The organism is Mesorhizobium sp. USDA 4132 (genome assembly GCF_056279545.1).
In genome coordinates this window covers 3,040,114-3,055,895 of record NZ_JBWCCP010000001.1, presented here as the reverse complement: position 1 = coordinate 3,055,895, position 15,782 = coordinate 3,040,114, and the positions used below count along the sequence as shown (strand labels likewise).

The 15,782-nt window shown below is 62.1% G+C and carries 17 protein-coding genes; 8 read left to right on the top strand and 9 right to left on the bottom strand.

The window, feature by feature from the left end; all coding sequences use genetic code 11:
• Positions 1 to 86: 86 nt before the first annotated feature.
• Positions 87 to 1,262 carry a YbfB/YjiJ family MFS transporter gene (locus tag ACZ9IU_RS15580; protein ID WP_051900139.1) on the top strand — a complete coding sequence of 392 codons (1,176 nt, stop codon included), beginning with the start codon at positions 87 to 89 and terminating at the stop codon, positions 1,260 to 1,262.
• A 129-nt stretch (positions 1,263 to 1,391) separates the two neighbouring features.
• The gene (gene sbmA, locus ACZ9IU_RS15575) at positions 1,392 to 2,663 is read left to right on the top strand and encodes a peptide antibiotic transporter SbmA (RefSeq protein ID WP_038544382.1); all 1,272 of its coding nucleotides are present in this window, start codon (positions 1,392 to 1,394) and stop codon (positions 2,661 to 2,663) included.
• Positions 2,664 to 3,040: 377 nt separating this feature from the next.
• Here the strand turns inward: sbmA and ACZ9IU_RS15570 are convergent, their stop codons facing one another.
• Positions 3,041 to 4,039, bottom strand: coding sequence for a polysaccharide deacetylase family protein (locus ACZ9IU_RS15570; protein WP_038544380.1), 999 nt, complete (start codon positions 4,037 to 4,039; stop codon positions 3,041 to 3,043).
• 269 nt (positions 4,040 to 4,308) lie between these two features.
• On the opposite strand from ACZ9IU_RS15570, the gene ACZ9IU_RS15565 reads away from it, so the two are divergent.
• Positions 4,309 to 4,980 carry a tetratricopeptide repeat protein gene (locus ACZ9IU_RS15565; protein WP_038544378.1) on the top strand — a complete coding sequence of 224 codons (672 nt, stop codon included), beginning with the start codon at positions 4,309 to 4,311 and terminating at the stop codon, positions 4,978 to 4,980.
• Between the two features lie 31 nt (positions 4,981 to 5,011).
• Entirely contained in the window at positions 5,012 to 6,439 is a 1,428-nt protein-coding gene (gene der / locus ACZ9IU_RS15560) for a ribosome biogenesis GTPase Der (RefSeq protein WP_038544376.1), read from the top strand.
• A gap of 321 nt (positions 6,440 to 6,760) precedes the next feature.
• Here der and ACZ9IU_RS15555 read toward each other — a convergent pair whose 3' ends face one another.
• Positions 6,761 to 7,822 carry a glycosyltransferase family 4 protein gene (locus tag ACZ9IU_RS15555; protein ID WP_038544374.1) on the bottom strand — a complete coding sequence of 354 codons (1,062 nt, stop codon included), beginning with the start codon at positions 7,820 to 7,822 and terminating at the stop codon, positions 6,761 to 6,763.
• A 167-nt stretch (positions 7,823 to 7,989) separates the two neighbouring features.
• Here ACZ9IU_RS15555 and ACZ9IU_RS15550 point away from each other — a divergent pair, with 167 nt between their 5' ends.
• Positions 7,990 to 8,397 carry an OsmC family protein gene (locus ACZ9IU_RS15550; protein WP_038544372.1) on the top strand — a complete coding sequence of 136 codons (408 nt, stop codon included), beginning with the start codon at positions 7,990 to 7,992 and terminating at the stop codon, positions 8,395 to 8,397.
• Positions 8,398 to 8,995: 598 nt separating this feature from the next.
• Here the strand turns inward: ACZ9IU_RS15550 and ACZ9IU_RS15545 are convergent.
• Together ACZ9IU_RS15545 and ACZ9IU_RS15540 are read right to left on the bottom strand one after the other, a co-directional pair.
• Positions 8,996 to 9,514 carry a hypothetical protein gene (locus ACZ9IU_RS15545; protein ID WP_038544368.1) on the bottom strand — a complete coding sequence of 173 codons (519 nt, stop codon included), beginning with the start codon at positions 9,512 to 9,514 and terminating at the stop codon, positions 8,996 to 8,998.
• A gap of 154 nt (positions 9,515 to 9,668) precedes the next feature.
• Entirely contained in the window at positions 9,669 to 10,583 is a 915-nt protein-coding gene (locus tag ACZ9IU_RS15540) for a sugar kinase (protein ID WP_038544367.1), read from the bottom strand.
• 155 nt (positions 10,584 to 10,738) lie between these two features.
• Here ACZ9IU_RS15540 and bglA point away from each other — a divergent pair, with 155 nt between their 5' ends.
• Positions 10,739 to 12,388: a beta-galactosidase BglA gene (gene bglA, locus ACZ9IU_RS15535; RefSeq protein ID WP_038544365.1), complete on the top strand. Its 1,650-nt coding sequence runs from the start codon at positions 10,739 to 10,741 to the stop codon at positions 12,386 to 12,388.
• A 6-nt stretch (positions 12,389 to 12,394) separates the two neighbouring features.
• Here the strand turns inward: bglA and ACZ9IU_RS15530 are convergent, their stop codons facing one another.
• The 4 genes from ACZ9IU_RS15530 to ACZ9IU_RS15515 form a co-directional block, all read right to left on the bottom strand.
• Complete coding sequence (locus ACZ9IU_RS15530) at positions 12,395 to 12,808, bottom strand: GFA family protein (RefSeq protein ID WP_038544362.1); 414 nt, start codon at positions 12,806 to 12,808, stop codon at positions 12,395 to 12,397.
• A 109-nt stretch (positions 12,809 to 12,917) separates the two neighbouring features.
• Positions 12,918 to 13,451: an SRPBCC family protein gene (locus tag ACZ9IU_RS15525; protein WP_038544360.1), complete on the bottom strand. Its 534-nt coding sequence runs from the start codon at positions 13,449 to 13,451 to the stop codon at positions 12,918 to 12,920.
• Positions 13,448 to 13,873, bottom strand: coding sequence for an ArsR/SmtB family transcription factor (locus tag ACZ9IU_RS15520; RefSeq protein WP_038544358.1), 426 nt, complete (start codon positions 13,871 to 13,873; stop codon positions 13,448 to 13,450). The genes ACZ9IU_RS15525 and ACZ9IU_RS15520 overlap by 4 nt, the downstream gene beginning before the upstream one ends.
• A gap of 78 nt (positions 13,874 to 13,951) precedes the next feature.
• Entirely contained in the window at positions 13,952 to 14,854 is a 903-nt protein-coding gene (locus tag ACZ9IU_RS15515; RefSeq protein WP_038544357.1) for an AraC family transcriptional regulator, read from the bottom strand.
• A gap of 209 nt (positions 14,855 to 15,063) precedes the next feature.
• Here ACZ9IU_RS15515 and ACZ9IU_RS15510 point away from each other — a divergent pair, with 209 nt between their 5' ends.
• Both ACZ9IU_RS15510 and ACZ9IU_RS15505 read left to right on the top strand, forming a co-directional pair.
• Positions 15,064 to 15,201, top strand: a complete 138-nt coding sequence (locus ACZ9IU_RS15510; protein WP_157885155.1) for a hypothetical protein — start codon at positions 15,064 to 15,066, stop codon at positions 15,199 to 15,201.
• A complete protein-coding gene (locus ACZ9IU_RS15505; protein WP_038544355.1) occupies positions 15,194 to 15,562 on the top strand; it encodes an Atu4866 domain-containing protein in 369 nt (122 codons plus the stop codon). Before ACZ9IU_RS15510 ends, ACZ9IU_RS15505 begins: the two co-directional genes overlap by 8 nt.
• Before the next feature lie 16 nt (positions 15,563 to 15,578).
• On the opposite strand, the gene ACZ9IU_RS15500 is transcribed toward ACZ9IU_RS15505, so the two are convergent.
• Positions 15,579 to 15,779 (bottom strand): hypothetical protein, encoded by a 201-nt coding sequence (locus tag ACZ9IU_RS15500; protein ID WP_038544353.1) that lies wholly within the window; start codon positions 15,777 to 15,779, stop codon positions 15,579 to 15,581.
• Between the last annotated feature and the right edge of the window lie 3 nt (positions 15,780 to 15,782).

Here is a 15,782-nt window from a genome sequence, read left to right as displayed (position 1 = left end):
TTGTGTACCGATCCATCATTCCGGTGCATCGCTGCAATGAAAATTCCTTATTTGCCGCGACCGGGCGCGGCTGCGATAACCGTGCCATGCTGCAGATCAATACGAGTTATTCGCACCGCCCCCTGTTGATCGGCTTTGCCGGCGCCATCGCCATGGCGGCGGCGATGGGTTTCGGGCGTTTCTTCTACACGCCGATCCTGCCCGGCATGATGACCGGCATTCCGCTTTCGGCGGCCGATGCGGGGTATATCGCGGCGGGCAATTTCGCCGGTTATCTCGCCGGCGCCATTCTCTCCGCCTATGGCTGGGCGGCGGGGCGCGAGCGCAATGTGGCGCTCGGCGGGCTTCTGGCGACCGCGATCCTGCTTGCCGCCATGGCCGCGACCGACTCCGTCGTCGCCTTCATCGTCATCCGGTTTCTGGCAGGCCTTGCGAGCGCGCTTGCGATGATCTTCACCTCGTCGATCGTGCTGCCCTATGCGGTCGGCCGCGACAATGTGAACGTCCTGCATTTCGGCGGCGTCGGGCTTGGCATCGCGCTCTCCTCGGCGCTGGTCTTCGTCGTCAATACGATGGTCGGTGATGGCGCGCACGGCTGGCGGACGAACTGGCTCGCCGGCGCGGCGATCGTGCTCGTCGTGCTCGCCGTTGTCGCGTGGATCCTGCCGAAACAGGCGATCGGCACCGGCTCGGCGGTCGAACCGCCGCTTAAATGGCGCAGGCCGCTCGTGCTGCTCACTGCCTCCTACGGACTTTTCGGCTTCGGCTACGTGATCACCGCGACCTTCCTCGTCACCATCGCGCGGATGGGGAATGCCGGCCCGGTCGTCGAATTCCTCGCCTGGTTCCTGACCGGCTCGGCGGCTGCCGTCTCACTCCTGCTCTGGAGGCCGGTGGTCAACCGCTTCGGGCTCGGCAAAACCTATGCCACGGCGCTCGGCCTGCAGATGGTCGGGGTGCTCGGTTCGGTCATGCTGCCGCCGACGGCGGGTGCGCTTGTCGGCGGGTTGCTGCTCGGCGTCACCTTCATGGTGATCACCGCCTACGGGCTGCAGATCGGCCGGAAGCTCTCGCCGGAAAGCCCGCGCCGGGCACTCGCCTCCGCCACCGCCGCCTTCGGCACCGGCCAGATCATCGGCCCGCTGGTCGCCGGCTGGATCGCTCAAGGGAGCGGCAGTTTCGTCGCCCCGACGCTTCTTGCGGCGGCCGCCCTTGTCGTGTGCGTTCTCCTCGCACTCCCGGTTGCGCGCAGCGCTTCCTAATAATCCCGTGGTTACAATTGCGTAACAAAATGACGGGGCCATTGCCGCTCCCTTGGAACTGCCTTAGTTTCCGGCTCAACAGTCGTTTCCGACATCCCGCCGACTCGAACTCAGGAAAGCCAAAGCTCCGTGTTCCACTCCTTCTTTCCCCGGCCGAAACTGTTCGCACTTTCGGGCGTCGTTTGGGCCATTGTTACCATCCTGGCCTGGTATTTCGTCTTCGACGGTCTTGGCGCATCCTTCGGATATGTGATGCCGGAGCGGGAACCTTACGATCTTTCCTATTTCCTGGTGCCTGCGAACCTTTGGTTCTATGCGTATTTCGCAGTCTGCCTATTGCTGTTCGGGGGTACTTGGAGCGTGATTGCCCATGACCATCCCTGGAAGCGCTGGTCGGTCTGGGGCTCGCTGCTGATCATCGCGGTGACCTATTTCGGGGTGCAGGTTTCGGTGGTGATCAACAATTGGCGCCGGCCGTTCGGCGATCTGCTGCAGAATGCCCTTTCGAAACAGCCCGGCATTACCGCCTGGAATTTCTACGATCTTCAGATCGTCTTCGCCCAGATCGTCTTCCTCAGCATGGCGGTCTCGATCCTGACGGACTTTTTCACCAGCCACTACATCTTCCGCTGGCGCACGGCGATGAACGACTTCTACATGTCGAAATGGGAAAAGCTGCGCCACATCGAAGGCGCCTCCCAGCGCGTCCAGGAAGATACGATGCGGTTTTCCGCAACGCTCGAGGGCCTCGGCATCAACCTCATCAATGCGGTGATGACGCTGGTCGTCTTCCTGCCGATCCTGTTCGCGCTGTCCGGTTACGTCTCCGAGCTTCCGTTCATCGGCGAGGTGCCGCATGCGCTGTTCTGGCTCGCCATCTTCTGGTCGGCGTTCGGCACCGTTCTTCTGGCGACGGTCGGCATCAAGCTGCCGGGGCTGAATTTCCGCAACCAGCGCGTCGAGGCGGCCTATCGCAAGGAGCTGGTCTATGGCGAGGACCATGCCGACCGCGCACGGCCGGCGACCATCAACGAGCTCTACAGCAACGTGCGGAGGAACTATTTCCGCATGTACTTCCATTACCTCTATTTCAACGTGGCACGGTATTTCTACATTCAGGCCGACGCCGTGTTCCTGCTGTTGATGCTGGTGCCGACGATCGTCGCGGGCAAGATCACCTATGGTATCTACCAGCAGATTGCCACCGCCTTCGGCCAGGTGAGCAACTCGTTCCAGTACCTCGTCACATCCTGGACGACGATCATCGAACTGCTCTCCATCCACAAACGCCTCAAGGCCTTTGAGGCAGCGATCGACGACCAGCCGCTGCCGACCATCGACCGGCATTATCTGGAGCGGGAAGCCGAAGCCGGCGAGATCGCGGCCGACCGGCCGTATTGATCGCCATCTGAACGCAAGCAGTTTTGGCCGCGCCGGACGTCTTGCCCGGCGCGGTTTTGTTTTGGGATGAGGCAGGCGGGGTATTTCAGGCTATTGGGTATCAGGCTTTCCGCCTGCCCCGACCGTTTCCTGAAGCTTTTTGGGAGTTGTCAGTTCCCGTTCCACCACATTCGACGGCCATCACCGGAAACCGGGGTCCGAAAACCCTTGAGGAGAATGCCGGTTCGCGAACCCGGTTTCCCATCCGATGACGGGGTGATTATGGCGCGGGTTCGGGAGGCGGGGATGTGAATGTGGTTAAAGGGTTGATGAGGTTTGGCGGGCAAGTGGAATCGTCCCCGGGGCGGGTCTTTTGCTCCGTCTCGTAGGCAGCCGAGTTACAACCCCGATGCCACCCGTGGCTTCTCCCGCTCACGGATCAGCCTGATCGCCTCCGAATAACTGACGCAGGCGACGTCTTGCTTGCCGCAGACGTCGCCGACCAGCCGTTCCATCGCCCGCCAATAGGCGCCGCCGTTCATTTCGACGAAATGCAGGCCAATCTGGAGGGGGATGCGGTCGCCGTCATATTCCTTGTCGAAGGCGGCCTTGAAGGCGGAATAGGCGCGTTCCTCGAATTCGACGGTACTGCTCGGATTGTCGATGCCACCGGAATGGCGGATGAAGAGGTTGTAGTCCATGGCAATGATCGGCCGATTGGACGGGCCTTCCGGAATGAGCGGCAGGCCGAAGCGGATAAGTCCGCCCTTTTCCTCCGGCATCACCGGTCCCTTGGTGACGAGGCTGGCGTCATAGCGGATGCCGGCCCGTCTTTCGGCTTCGACCAGGCCGGGGCTGGTAGAAAAATAGGGCGCGCGGAAACCATTGATCCCGGTCGCGACGAAATCCTTCCAGCCGGCGGGCTCCTCCGATCCGGCGCCGGCCGTCTTCCAGGCATTGGTCAGCACGTCGTGAAAGGTGTTGAATTCGGCGCTCCAATCTGCCGCCGTCCAGTCCTTGCCGTCGAAATGGCCGCAGGTATGGCTGGAAATGTCGTGGCCTTCGAGATGCGCCTGCCAGACGTGGCCGAGCCGTTCGCGAGCCTCTGTGGCCGTTTGGGCAAAGCCGATATTCGACTTGCCGGGCTTCTCGTTCGGCCCCTGATAGCTTTTGGCATTGGCGCGCTCGATCACCAGTGTGCAGGAGAGAAAGTAAGTGAAATGGGCATTGGTGCGCCTGGCGAGATCACGGCTGCGCTGCCAGAGGTTGTTGGCGCCGGCACCGTCGAACGAGACCATCACCAGCTGTTTCGGCTTGCCAGCGGTATTGTCGGCGGCGCTGGCTGCGAAGGGCGCTGCGAAAAGACAGAGGGCGAGGGGAAGGGCAAGCGAACGCATAAGATACCTGAATCATGGCGAAGGGCAGCGGGCTTTGTGGCCGCAGAATAAGGCGAAGCTTTGAGCGGGCAGCTTTAAGTGTGGATTCGATTCCGTCCGAAAGGCCACCAACGGGCTTCCTGGCGGATGTTTTCGGCTTTGCGCTCGCCGACTTTGCAAAACCGGTGACCACTTTTGCGCGACGGGAGTTAAGGGGGGCCTTACATCTCCGGGAAAATAGGCTAGAAGGCGCTTTTCCGCATGATGGGCCGGTTGGGCCGGAGACTTTGATGGCGCAGGACGACGACAGTTTTATTCGCGAAGTGAACGAGGAGCTTCGTTCCGATCAGTTCAGGGGTGCATGGCAGCGTTACGGCAGGATTGTGATCGCGGTCGCCGTGCTGATCGTCGTCGGTACGGCTGGTTATCGTGGCTATGAATACTGGAACACACATAATTCTTCGCAATCGGGCGACCGTTTCCTGGCGGCCCTGAAGCTTGCTTCGGAAAACAAGAACGACGAGGCACTGGCCGCCTTCGGCGCGCTCGAAAAGGACGGCAGCGGCGCCTATCCCGTGCTCGCCAAGCTGCGCGCCGGCTCGGTGCAGCAGTCCAAGGGCGATGCCGCTGGCGCAATCGCCACCTTCTCGGCGGTCGGCAAGGATGCCAAGGCGCCGCAGGCGATGCGCGACCTCGCCCGGATGCGCGCCGCCTGGCTGCTGATCGACAACGGCACCTATGAACAGGTGGCCGCCGAAGTGCAGGCCATGGCCGTGCCTGCCAATCCGCTTGCCAATTCCGCCCGCGAGGCGCTTGGTCTTGCCGCCTACAAGGCCGGCAAGGTCGCGCAGGCCAAGGAATGGTTCCAGCAGATCGCCAATGACGCCTCTGCGCCGCGCAATGTTGCCAACCGCGCGCAGATCATGCTCGACAACATCGCCTCTTCAGGCAAGGCGCCCTGACGGTTTTCGCCCAGGGCTTTAAGGATACAGAATGAGCTTCACCGTCGCCATCGTCGGACGCCCGAACGTCGGCAAGTCCACGCTTTTCAATCGCCTGGTTGGAAAGAAGCTGGCACTTGTCGACGACACGCCGGGCGTCACCCGCGACCGCCGTCCCGGCGACGCGAAGCTCATCGATCTCAAATTCACGATCATCGATACCGCCGGTCTCGAAGAGGCCGGCCCTGAGACGCTCGAAGGTCGTATGCGTGCCCAGACCGAGGCCGCGGTCGACGACGCCGACCTGACGCTGTTCGTGGTCGATGCCAAGTCCGGCCTGACGCCGCTCGACAAGACCTTCGGCGAGTTGCTGCGCCGCAGCGGCAAGCCGGTCGTGCTGGTCGCCAACAAGTCGGAAGCGCGCGGTTCCGACGCCGGTTTCTACGATGCCTATACGCTGGGTCTCGGTGAGCCGGTGCCGATCTCGGCAGAGCACGGCCAGGGCATGATCGACCTGCGCGACGCGATCGTCGAGGCGCTCGGCGAGGAGCGGGCGTTTCCGGAAGACGATGACGAGGCGGAGACCAATATCGACATCCGGGATTCCGATTTTGCGGACGAGGGCGAGGATGAGGCCGAGCCGGAATACGACGAGACCAAGCCGCTGCGCGTCGCCATCATCGGCCGCCCGAATGCCGGCAAGTCGACGCTGATCAACCGCTTCCTCGGTGAAGACCGGCTGCTGACCGGCCCGGAAGCGGGCATCACCCGCGACTCGATCTCGGTCGAATGGGAATGGCGCGACCGCACGATCAAGATGTTCGACACCGCGGGCATGCGCAAGAAGGCGCGCGTCCAGGAGAAGCTCGAGAAGCTGTCTGTTGCGGATGCGCTGCGCTCGATCCGGTTCGCCGAAACGGTGGTCATCGTTTTCGACGCCACCATTCCGTTCGAGAAGCAGGACCTGCAGCTCGTCGACCTGGTGTTGCGCGAAGGCCGGGCCGCCGTGCTTGCCTTCAACAAGTGGGATCTTGTCGAGGATACGCAGGCGGTGCTCGCGGATCTCCGAGAAAAGACCGAGCGGCTGCTGCCGCAGGCGCGGGGGCTTCGCGCCGTGCCGATTTCCGGCCAGACGGGCTACGGGCTCGACAAGCTGATGCAGAGCATCATCGACACCGACAAGGTGTGGAACAAGCGCATCTCGACCGCCAGGCTCAACCGCTGGCTCGATGGCGTGCAGACCCAGCATCCGCCACCGGCCGTCTCCGGCCGCCGCCTGAAGCTCAAGTACATGACCCAGGTCAAGGCCCGCCCGCCGGCCTTCATGGTGTCCTGCACCAGGCCCGACGCGCTGCCGGAAAGTTATATCCGCTACCTGATCAACGGGTTGCGCGCCGACTTCGACATTCCAGGCGTGCCGATCCGCATGCATTTCAAGGCGGGTGAAAATCCCTTCGAGGGACGCAAGAAGAAGCGGTGAGGGGTTTCTGGGTTTTTATCTGGCGTTTTTGGCTCTCCCGCGAGGCGGGAGGTCATCGCCTGTGAGGAACGGGGCGGTGCATCCTGCCGATCTCCCCCCTTGAGGGGGAGATGCCCGGCAGGGCAGAGGGGGGTGTCGCGGCACACTCTTCTGCCGCTGTATTTGCCGAACCGTCGTCACCCCCCTCTGTCACTTTCGTGACATCTCCCCCTCAAGGGGGGAGATCATTGGGAGACTGCCGCACCGTCTCTTTTCCTCCGGGCGAATATCGTCGTATGCAGGGAGAGCGCGCCTTGCGCGGCGAGCGGATGGGGATTGGCGTTATACCGTCGAAGGCCTAATTCCACCCCGTGGGGCCGGCAGTTTCGGCCGCCCTTGGGCAATCAGCACGTTGTTCAGGAACTGTTTCGATGCCGCTTCCCAGGTGAATTTGCGGGCGAGCTGCCTTGCGTTTTCGCGCGAGCAGCCAAGCGCCGCAAGGCAGGCCAAGCGGAGATCTTCGTTGAGCGCCCCGGCGCCCGAGCCTTCCTCGATGATATCGATCGGGCCGGTGACCGGGTAGGCGGCGACCGGCACGCCACTTGCCAGCGCCTCAAGGATCGTGTTGCCGAACGTGTCGGTCTTCGACGGGAAGACGAAGACATCGGCCTGGGCATAGGCGCGGGCGAGATCCTCGCCGGTCTTCATGCCGGTGAACAGCACGTTCGGATACCGCTTTTGCAGGTCAGCGCGGGCCGGGCCGTCGCCGACCACGACCTTGGAGCCGGGCAGGTCGAGATCGAGGAAGGCGGGCAGGTTCTTTTCCACCGCAACGCGGCCGACGGTCATGAAGATCGGGCGCGGCAGGTCGAAGGGACGCTCGTCGAGATCCATCGGGTGGAACATCGTCTGGTCGATGCCGCGGCTCCAGCGCAGCAGGTTTTTGAGGCCGAGCTTGGCGAGTTCGCGCTCAAGGCTGGCGGTCGCCACCATGCAGCCATTGCCGGCATTGTGGAACCAGCGCACGAAGCCGTGCAGCCAGCGGACCGGGATGGGGAAGCGCGCAGCTACATATTCCGGAAAACGGGTATGGTAGCTGGTCGAGAAGGGTATGTTGTTCTTCAGGCACCAGCGGCGCGCCAGCAGCCCGAGCGGACCTTCGGTGGCAATGTGCACGGCGGTCGGCATCGAGGCCTGAATGGCGCTGGCGATCTGCCAGTAGGTGGCGACCGAAAGGCGGATTTCCGGATAGGTGGGGCAGGGAACGCTGGTAAAGTCCTGCGGCGTCACCATCGTCACGTCGACACCCATCTGGGCGAGTTCCCGGTTGGTATTCTCGATCGAACGGACGACGCCGTTCACCTGCGGGTACCAGGCATCCGTCACGATGGTTATTCTTGTCATGGAAGGCCGAACCCGGTTGCCGATCCGTCCACGACTCGCGCCAACGGACACGTTTTCAGCCTTCTATCGGGAAAGTTTGTTACAGGCTGATGAAGGGGGCGTGGCGGGCACAGGTTGAACGGATTTCAGATAGGTAGCGTCATCAGATCAGCTGAGGAGGATTGCTCATGATTACGTCGACCGTCGAGCTTCGCAACGTGGCCGGAACCGAGGCGGCGCTCGGCTGGGCCGGCAGCCATACGATCGTCGTCGACCGGCCGGAGGGCAAGGCCGGCGGGCGCAATCTCGGGTTCAACGGTGCGCAGCTTCTGGCGCTGGCGATCGGCGGGTGTTTCTGCAACGACCTCCGATACGCGGCGCACGAGATGAACATCGATACCGAGGATATCGCGGTCAGCGTCACCCTTCAGCTCGAGGGCGCGCCGCTGATCGCCGTCGGTGCTGAACTCGACGTCATCTGTACCTCGGGCGATGGTGCCGACACCAAGGCCCTGATCGAACGCGCCAGAAGCGTCTGCACGGTCGCCAATTCGGTGATGCAGGGCTTTCCGGTGTCGTTCCGGGTTGCCGGCTGACGTCCTAGACGCGATGATCATGTCAGGGTTGTGACAGTCCGTTTTCTCTGTTTTTTCAGTTGCAAAATTCCCCATCGCATACTACCCATACAACCGTTCATTTCGGGGGATATTATGAAGCTTTCTCAAGTAGTTGCGTTAGCGGTTGCGGCCGCGTGCCTCGCATCATGCGGGCCGACACGAAATCAATATGAAGTGGTTGTAACCGCTTTGGAGGGGAGCTCCCGGGCGCGGAATGCCGTCTATGCAAATTGCCTTAAGAAAGAACGCACGACGGCCTGGAAGAAGGAGGCCTCCGTCTTCATGAACGTCTCGGAGGCGAAAGCCCCGGCTGTGTTCTGTCAACGGGCGCTTGACGGTCTTGTCAAACGCAGGATTACATTCGCGGATGTTTCCGCCGTTTATGCAGGCGATCTGACGCCGAATATCGTCAAGGTCCTGCAGGGACGATAAAGTTGAAAACCGCGCAATGCACCCGAGGCCCTGATCGAACGCGCCAAAAGCGTCTGCACGGTCGCCAATTCGGTGATGCGGGGGGGGCCGGTATCGTTCCGGGTCGCCGGCTGACCTCTGAGCGAGGCAGCCGGCGCCGGGGCGGTTAGTTGGCGGCGATGGTGAATTCCTGGTCGAAAGTCGAGGTCTGGTCACCGCTCATGTCGTGGATCGTGTAGGTCAGCGTGTATTTGCCCGCCGGCGCGCCCGTCAGCGTCAGGGTGAAATCCATCGAGAATTCCATGTTGGCGTTGTGGCTCTGGAGGACATTGGTGGAGAAGGCCTTCTGGTCGAGCATGACCTCGCCGTTCGCCGCCTTGATCTTCAGGTCCGATACGAAGTTGAGTTCGTACATGTCGTGGGGAAGCTCTTTCCAGCCGTAGCCGATCGGCTCGACATAGGTGATGACCTTTTCACCCGGCTTGAAAATGCTGGACTGCTTTTCCTGGTAGATGCCGTAGCCGGTCGAGGGCGCGGTGACGAAAGTCACCAGCCGTTCCGTCAGGCCGAGCTTTCCCCATGCCTCATAGGTCTTCGTTTCGGCCTTGGTCAGGGCGTCGATCGGGGCGGAGTGTGCTGCGGGGGACAGGGCCAGGACGGTCAGGAAGGCAAGGGCGATACGCATTTTCATTTCCTCATTGGGAGCGATCGTTTAATCACGCCAACCCTTTCACAGAATGACTGAAAATTGATTTATGACATGGGACGGAAAACAACGGAGATCTGGCGCCGATCTCGGCCTCTGTCGTCGGTCGCTGCCGGTCATGTCCGTCGGCGTTTCAGCCCGGCAGCAGCGCCGGGCTGATCAGCGCCCCGTGGTGGCCGATGACCACCGAGGCGACCGAGGCGCCGTAGGCGGCGGCCTGCGCCGGCGGGATGCCGCGGACGAGACGGGAGAGGAAGGCGCCGTTAAAACTGTCGCCGGCGCTGGTGGTGTCGACGAGCTGGGCCGCCTTGACCGAAGGCACGTGGACGGGGGCGGTGCCTGCGAAGCTCAGCGTCGCGCCATCCGCACCATTCTTGACCACGACGTTCTCGACGCCGAGCGCATGATAACGGGCGATGGTGTCGGCCACCGTGGCGTCGCCGAAATGGGTGGTCTCGTCGTCGAAGCTCGGCAGGACCAGCGAGGCCGCGCGGGCACCTGCTTCAATCGTTCTCAGCATATAGTCCCTGTTCGGCCAGAGACGGGGGCGGATGTTGGGGTCGAATGCGACGGTCTTGCCGGAAGCCTTGGCGCGACGCAGTTCCGACAGCAGCGTCTCGACCGCTTCGGGGCTAAGGATACCCAGCGTGATACCGGAGAAATAGAGGATGTCGGCAGCTTCAATGGCGCTGCGCAGGTGGTCGGCATCGTCGGCGAGCTTCTTGGCGGCGGCGGTGTCGCGCCAGTAGCTGAAGGTGCGTTCGCCGTTCTTCAGCGTGATCAGGTAGAGGCCCGGCGTCTTGCCTTCGATGCGGCGGACGAAGCCGGTGCCGATGCCGGCATCCCGCATCATCGACAGCATTTCGGTCGACAGGGGATCGTCGCCGACGGCGGTGAAATAGTCGACCGACCATTCGGCGGGCAGGCAGGCGCGCGCGTACCAGGCAGTGTTGAAGGTGTCGCCGGCAAAGCCTTTGCGCAGCAGGCCTTCGCCCGCCTGCGACAGCTCCACCATGCATTCGCCGATCGAAAGAAGCCGTCCGCCCAATTGCATTCCTCCCGTATTTTGAAACTCGCATAGGCCGAAGTTTCAGCCGTGGCAAGAGAGTGGTTCTGGAACTTCGCAGAGCCTTGCTTATGCGTTGTCTTTTGAACGGGGGGCACTAGGTTGGGCTGGAACATTTGAGGAAGGAGAGTCGGACGATGGCGACACAGGCGGTGAAGGCGGTCGATGCAAACTGGTGGCGCGGCGCGGTGATCTACCAGATCTATCCGCGCTCCTTTCAGGATACGACCGGCGACGGGATCGGCGATATCAAGGGTATCACCGCCCGCCTGCCGCATGTCGCCTCGCTCGGCGTCGATGCGATCTGGCTTTCGCCCTTCTTCACCTCGCCGATGGCCGATATGGGCTACGACGTCTCGGATTACCGCAATGTCGATCCGATGTTCGGCGCGCTTGCCGATTTCGACGAGATGATGGCGGAAGCCGATCGCCTTGGGCTGAAGGTGATTATCGACCAGGTGATTTCGCACACCTCCGACCGGCATCCGTGGTTCGTCGAGAGCCGATCGAGCCGCACCAATCCGAAGGCGGACTGGTATGTCTGGGCCGATCCGAAGCCGGACGGCACGGCGCCCAACAACTGGCTGTCGATCTTCGGCGGGCCGGGATGGGAATGGGACGGCGTGCGCAAGCAATATTACATGCACAACTTCCTGATCGCCCAGCCGGACCTCAATTTCCACAATCCCGATGTCCAGAGCGCCATGCTGGACACGGTGCGTTTCTGGCTCGACCGCGGGGTGCACGGGTTCCGGCTCGATACGGTCAACTACTATTTCCACGACAAGCAGCTGCGCAACAACCCGCCGATGGTCTACGACACGGACGGTGCCGGCATGGAGACCGATACCAACCCCTATTCGATGCAGAACCACCTCTACGACAAGAGCCAGCCGGAGAATATCGACTTCCTGAAGCGGCTTCGGGCGCTGCTCGACACCTATGAGGGGCGCGCGACGGTCGGCGAGGTCGGCGACGGCCCGCGCTCGCTGACGACGCTTGCGATCTACACCAGCGGCAACGACAAGCTGCATATGTGCTATACGTTCGACCTGCTCGGCCCGGCCTTCAACGCGGCCTATATCCGCAAGGTAATGACGACCGTGCAGGACACAGTGACCAACGGCTGGGTGTGCTGGGCCTTTTCCAACCACGACGTGGTGCGGCATGTGACCCGCTTCATCGAGGCTCCGGAAGAACAGGACGGGGTCGCCAAATTGTCGATCACACTGATCTCGGTTCTGCGCGGCTCGATCTGCCTCTATCAGGGCGAAGAATTGGGGCTGACCGAGGCGGAGCTTTCCTTCGAGGATCTGCGCGATCCCTACGGCATCCGCTTCTGGCCGGCCTTCAAGGGGCGCGACGGATGCCGCACGCCGATGGTGTGGGAGACGAGCGAACCGCATGCCGGCTTCACCACGGGTTCGAAAACCTGGCTGCCAGTTCCGGGCGAACATGCGGCCCGAGCGGTTGACGCGCAGGAAGCGCTTTCGGATTCGGTGCTGCACCATTACCGGGCGGCACTTGCCTTCCGCAAGGCGCATCCGCCGCTTGTCGACGGCGACATGACCTTCCTCGATACCAATCAGGACCTGCTCGCCTTCGTGCGCGAGAAAGGTGGCGAAAAGCTGCTGTTCGTCTTCAACCTGACCCGCAGGGCCCAGGATTTCACCCTGCCGAAACGGCTGAACGAAATCCTGCCGGTCAACCTGCCGGGCTTCGTATCGCGGCTCGACAAGGGCGTGGTGCAGCTCGACGCCCTCGACGTGTTCTGCGCCCGGGTGTGAAGGCTTTTACGTCGGTGGCATATTCTCGAATTTCGGCAGGGCCGGATCGAGATGGTCCCAGGCGTGGCCGGCGGCGTGCCAGGTCACGAATTGCGGCTTGTATAGGCTCGGATCGTCGAGGCTGCCGGCGCGGACGACGAAATAATCCGGCATGGCCGGGAACGTCATGTAGACCGGCGACCCGCAGGTGGGGCAGAAGGCCCGCCTTTTGACGGTTCCGCCGTCGCCGGTCGCCTCCCAATGGGTCGCATTGCCCTCGACCTTGACGGCAGCGCTTGGGAAGGTGAGGTGGGAAGCGTGGCCGGTGCCGCTTTCGCGCTGGCACTGGCGGCACTGGCAATCGACCATGACCGCCGGTTCGGCGGAGATTTCATAACGAAGTGCGCCGCAGGCGCATCCGCCGGTAAAACGGGTGCTCATCTTTTTTCTCCCTGAGATAGCCCGATCGCGGGCGGTGGGCGTTGGCGAAACCTCCGCCCCGAGTCTCCCGAGGCGTCGTGGATCATGGGGCGGAGGCGACGACCGTGCTTCAGGCCGGGATGCGGCTGTCGTATTCTTCCTTGAGGCGGCTCCAGCCTTCCCAGAACGGTTCAGGCTTGGCGCCGGTCGCCCGGGCGACCAGGATGTCGAGGTGCATGTGCCAGCCGGCGCCGACCATGACCATGTTGCGGCGATCGGAGATCCGCCGATGCGTGACGGTGAGCAGGATTTCGCTGCCGGCCGGCTGGAGTTCAAAGCTGACCTCGCCGCGCGGTGGCCAGGAGAAGACGAGGCGATGCGGAGGCTCGAAGGCGATCACTTCGCTCTGAATGCTGTGTTCGGCGGGAAAGCCTTCCGGCCTGCCTTCGGCCGAGCCGGCCAGTTCGTCGTTGCGCCAGGTGAGTTCGAAGGAACTGCCTGCCTGAGCCGGTATGATGCCCGATGCGAGCCACTGGCGGCGAAGGTCGCTGTCGGTGAGATAGTCCCAGATTCGTTCGATGGGGCCGGGCAACCGGCGCTGGATGCTGAAGGCGAAAGGTTCGGCCACAGCGCCATATTTGTTCAACGATGTCATGTCGTTCATTGGTCTTCTCCCGTTTCAGGTGCAGTTTCAGATTTCCGTGGGGCAGGGGATTTCAGCGGGCTCTTCCCAACCTCGTCCCGGGCGCTCTTTTGAGCGTCCTCCTCCCTGAGAAGGCGTTCCAGGATATCGAGCCTGTTGGTCCAGAAGCGCTCATAGAAGGTGAGCCACTCATGGGCGGTCGCAAGCGGGCCGGGTTCGAGGCGGCAGAGATGGGTACGGCCGTGAATTTCGCGGCGGATCAGCCCGGCGCCTTCCAGCACCTTGATGTGTTTCGAGGCCGCCGCGAGCGACATGTCGTGCGGCTCGGCCAACTGGCTGACGGTGCGCTCGCCCTGCGCCAACTCGCGGAGCATGCGGCGGCGCGTGCCGTCGCTGAGGGCGTGAAAGACCGTATCGATCGGATATGTGCTTAATTCAACCATGTGGTTGAATATGCGCGCATGCGATTTTATTGTCAACCGATTGGTTGAATAATTGTCAGGAAGAGGGAATCGGGCAGATCAGGCCTCGGCGTAACGGGCAGGTTCGCTTCTGAGCCGGGTGATATCCTGGATCGGCGGGGCGCCGAACAGTCGGCGGTATTCGCGGCTGAACTGCGAAGGGCTGTCATAACCGACCTCGTGGGCGGCGGTGGCGGCATCCATGGCCTTGCCGAGGATGAGGCGGCGGGCCTCCTGCAGGCGCAGTTGCTTCTGGTATTGCAGCGGGCTCATCGCCGTCACCTCGCGAAAATGCTGGTGCAGAGAGGACGTGCTCATGCGTGCTTCGATCGCCACCTGCTCGATCGAAAAGGGGGCGGAAAAGTTCTGGCGGATCCAGGAAATCGCCCGGTTGACCTGCTGCAGCCGGTTTTCAGGGGCGAGGATTTGACGGATCATCTCGGCCTGATCGCCACGCAGCAGCCGGAACATCAGTTCTCGCTCGATCAGTGGTGCGAGATAGGCGATCTCGTCGGGCTTATCGAGAAGCTGGGCGAGGCGGAGTGCGGCATCCAGGAATTCCGGGGTTGTGTGGCTGAGGCCGATGCATTTTTTGCGCATGCTCGGCAGACCTGGCGTAGCCGGCATGTCCACCAGCATCTCGCTTAGCAGCTTCAGGTCGAGATCGAGGCGCAGGCAGAGATAGGGCTTGTCCTGCGTCGCCTCGATGACCTGGCCGGTGACCGGCATATCGACCGAGACGACCAGATACTGGCCGGGGCTGTAGCGAAAGATCTCGTCGGCCAGCATGACCTGTTTCGCCCCTTGCGCGATGATGCACACCGCCGGCTGATGGATGGCGTGCAGTGGCTCGGTCGGCTTCGACATGCGGATCACCGACAGGCGCGGGATCGCCGTTTCGAACACGCCGTCGCCATCGGTGTTTTGTGCAATCAGTCGGGCGAGTTGATCGAGTTTTTCCATCCTGGGCCTCGTGCGGAGGTGTGAATGCCGCGGAATACAGGATGTCCGCGGTTTGGTGTGGGCATCATATGGTGGCGCCGGTGGCCATTTCAATTGAGCTTCGGAGGATCGTGCAATCATGCCGGAGGACTGGTCTACCGCTCGCCCGCTGCTTTCCACCATATTCGGCTCGTCCGATCGAACCAGCCCGGATGCAAATGGAGATGGTGATGAGCAATTTTCAGCGCTTACTTGAAAGCCCCTTCCATTGGGCCGCCGATTTTGCCAGCGGCTTCCTCAAACGTTCCCGCGGCACGCAAAGACGCCGCCGCGAACGGATGCTCAGGAGGGAATATCTCAATGGCTGAACGACTTTTTCGCGCCCACTCGGGTTTCCGAGCTCCGCTCGCGTTTGCCGCCTTTGCCGCGGCCTTCACCTTTATCGCGACGTTTACGGCGCTTGCACACGACATCACGAAACAGGAAAAAACCATGGCTGAACATCCCTATACCGGCATGTGGGTGACCGAGGACAACCACATCCGCCACGAACTGCTACGGAATGGCCGCTACGTGGAAGCACGCGGCACCCGCGAAAAGGCCTATGAGGGCCGCTACTGGGTGACCGGCGACCATATCGACTACAAGGACGACACCGGGTTCACCGCGGACGGGGATTTTCGCGATGGCGTGCTTTATCATGCGGGGATGGTGTTGAGGCGGAGGTGAGGGGAGGCGGCGCGCATCAAAGCGACCTTGTCTTTCCCGCACGGAATTCGGTCAAGGCATCCTCTGTGAGACGGTCGAATTCGCTTTCCGCATCGTCTTTCTCGATCTGGCGATCCCAGCGTTCAGCCTGAAATTCTTCGAACCAGAGCGAGAATGCTTCCAGCTCTTGTCGGTCCAGTTGGGCAACGGCTTTCTCGATCTGCTCCAGCTTGCTCATGGA

Bases quoted from the DNA above. Each gene is read 5' to 3' on its own strand.
- ACZ9IU_RS15580 (WP_051900139.1), top strand. From the start codon at position 87: ATGCTGCAGATCAATACGAGTTATTCGCACCGCCCCCTGTTGATCGGC.
- ACZ9IU_RS15570 (WP_038544380.1), bottom strand. From the start codon at position 4,039: ATGCGTTCGCTTGCCCTTCCCCTCGCCCTCTGTCTTTTCGCAGCGCCC.
- ACZ9IU_RS15565 (WP_038544378.1), top strand. From the start codon at position 4,309: ATGGCGCAGGACGACGACAGTTTTATTCGCGAAGTGAACGAGGAGCTT.
- der (WP_038544376.1), top strand. From the start codon at position 5,012: ATGAGCTTCACCGTCGCCATCGTCGGACGCCCGAACGTCGGCAAGTCC.
- ACZ9IU_RS15555 (WP_038544374.1), bottom strand. From the start codon at position 7,822: ATGACAAGAATAACCATCGTGACGGATGCCTGGTACCCGCAGGTGAAC.
- ACZ9IU_RS15550 (WP_038544372.1), top strand. From the start codon at position 7,990: ATGATTACGTCGACCGTCGAGCTTCGCAACGTGGCCGGAACCGAGGCG.
- ACZ9IU_RS15545 (WP_038544368.1), bottom strand. From the start codon at position 9,514: ATGCGTATCGCCCTTGCCTTCCTGACCGTCCTGGCCCTGTCCCCCGCA.
- bglA (WP_038544365.1), top strand. From the start codon at position 10,739: ATGGCGACACAGGCGGTGAAGGCGGTCGATGCAAACTGGTGGCGCGGC.
- ACZ9IU_RS15530 (WP_038544362.1), bottom strand. From the start codon at position 12,808: ATGAGCACCCGTTTTACCGGCGGATGCGCCTGCGGCGCACTTCGTTAT.
- ACZ9IU_RS15525 (WP_038544360.1), bottom strand. From the start codon at position 13,451: ATGAACGACATGACATCGTTGAACAAATATGGCGCTGTGGCCGAACCT.
- ACZ9IU_RS15520 (WP_038544358.1), bottom strand. From the start codon at position 13,873: ATGGTTGAATTAAGCACATATCCGATCGATACGGTCTTTCACGCCCTC.
- ACZ9IU_RS15515 (WP_038544357.1), bottom strand. From the start codon at position 14,854: ATGGAAAAACTCGATCAACTCGCCCGACTGATTGCACAAAACACCGAT.
- ACZ9IU_RS15510 (WP_157885155.1), top strand. From the start codon at position 15,064: ATGAGCAATTTTCAGCGCTTACTTGAAAGCCCCTTCCATTGGGCCGCC.
- ACZ9IU_RS15505 (WP_038544355.1), top strand. From the start codon at position 15,194: ATGGCTGAACGACTTTTTCGCGCCCACTCGGGTTTCCGAGCTCCGCTC.
- ACZ9IU_RS15500 (WP_038544353.1), bottom strand. From the start codon at position 15,779: ATGAGCAAGCTGGAGCAGATCGAGAAAGCCGTTGCCCAACTGGACCGA.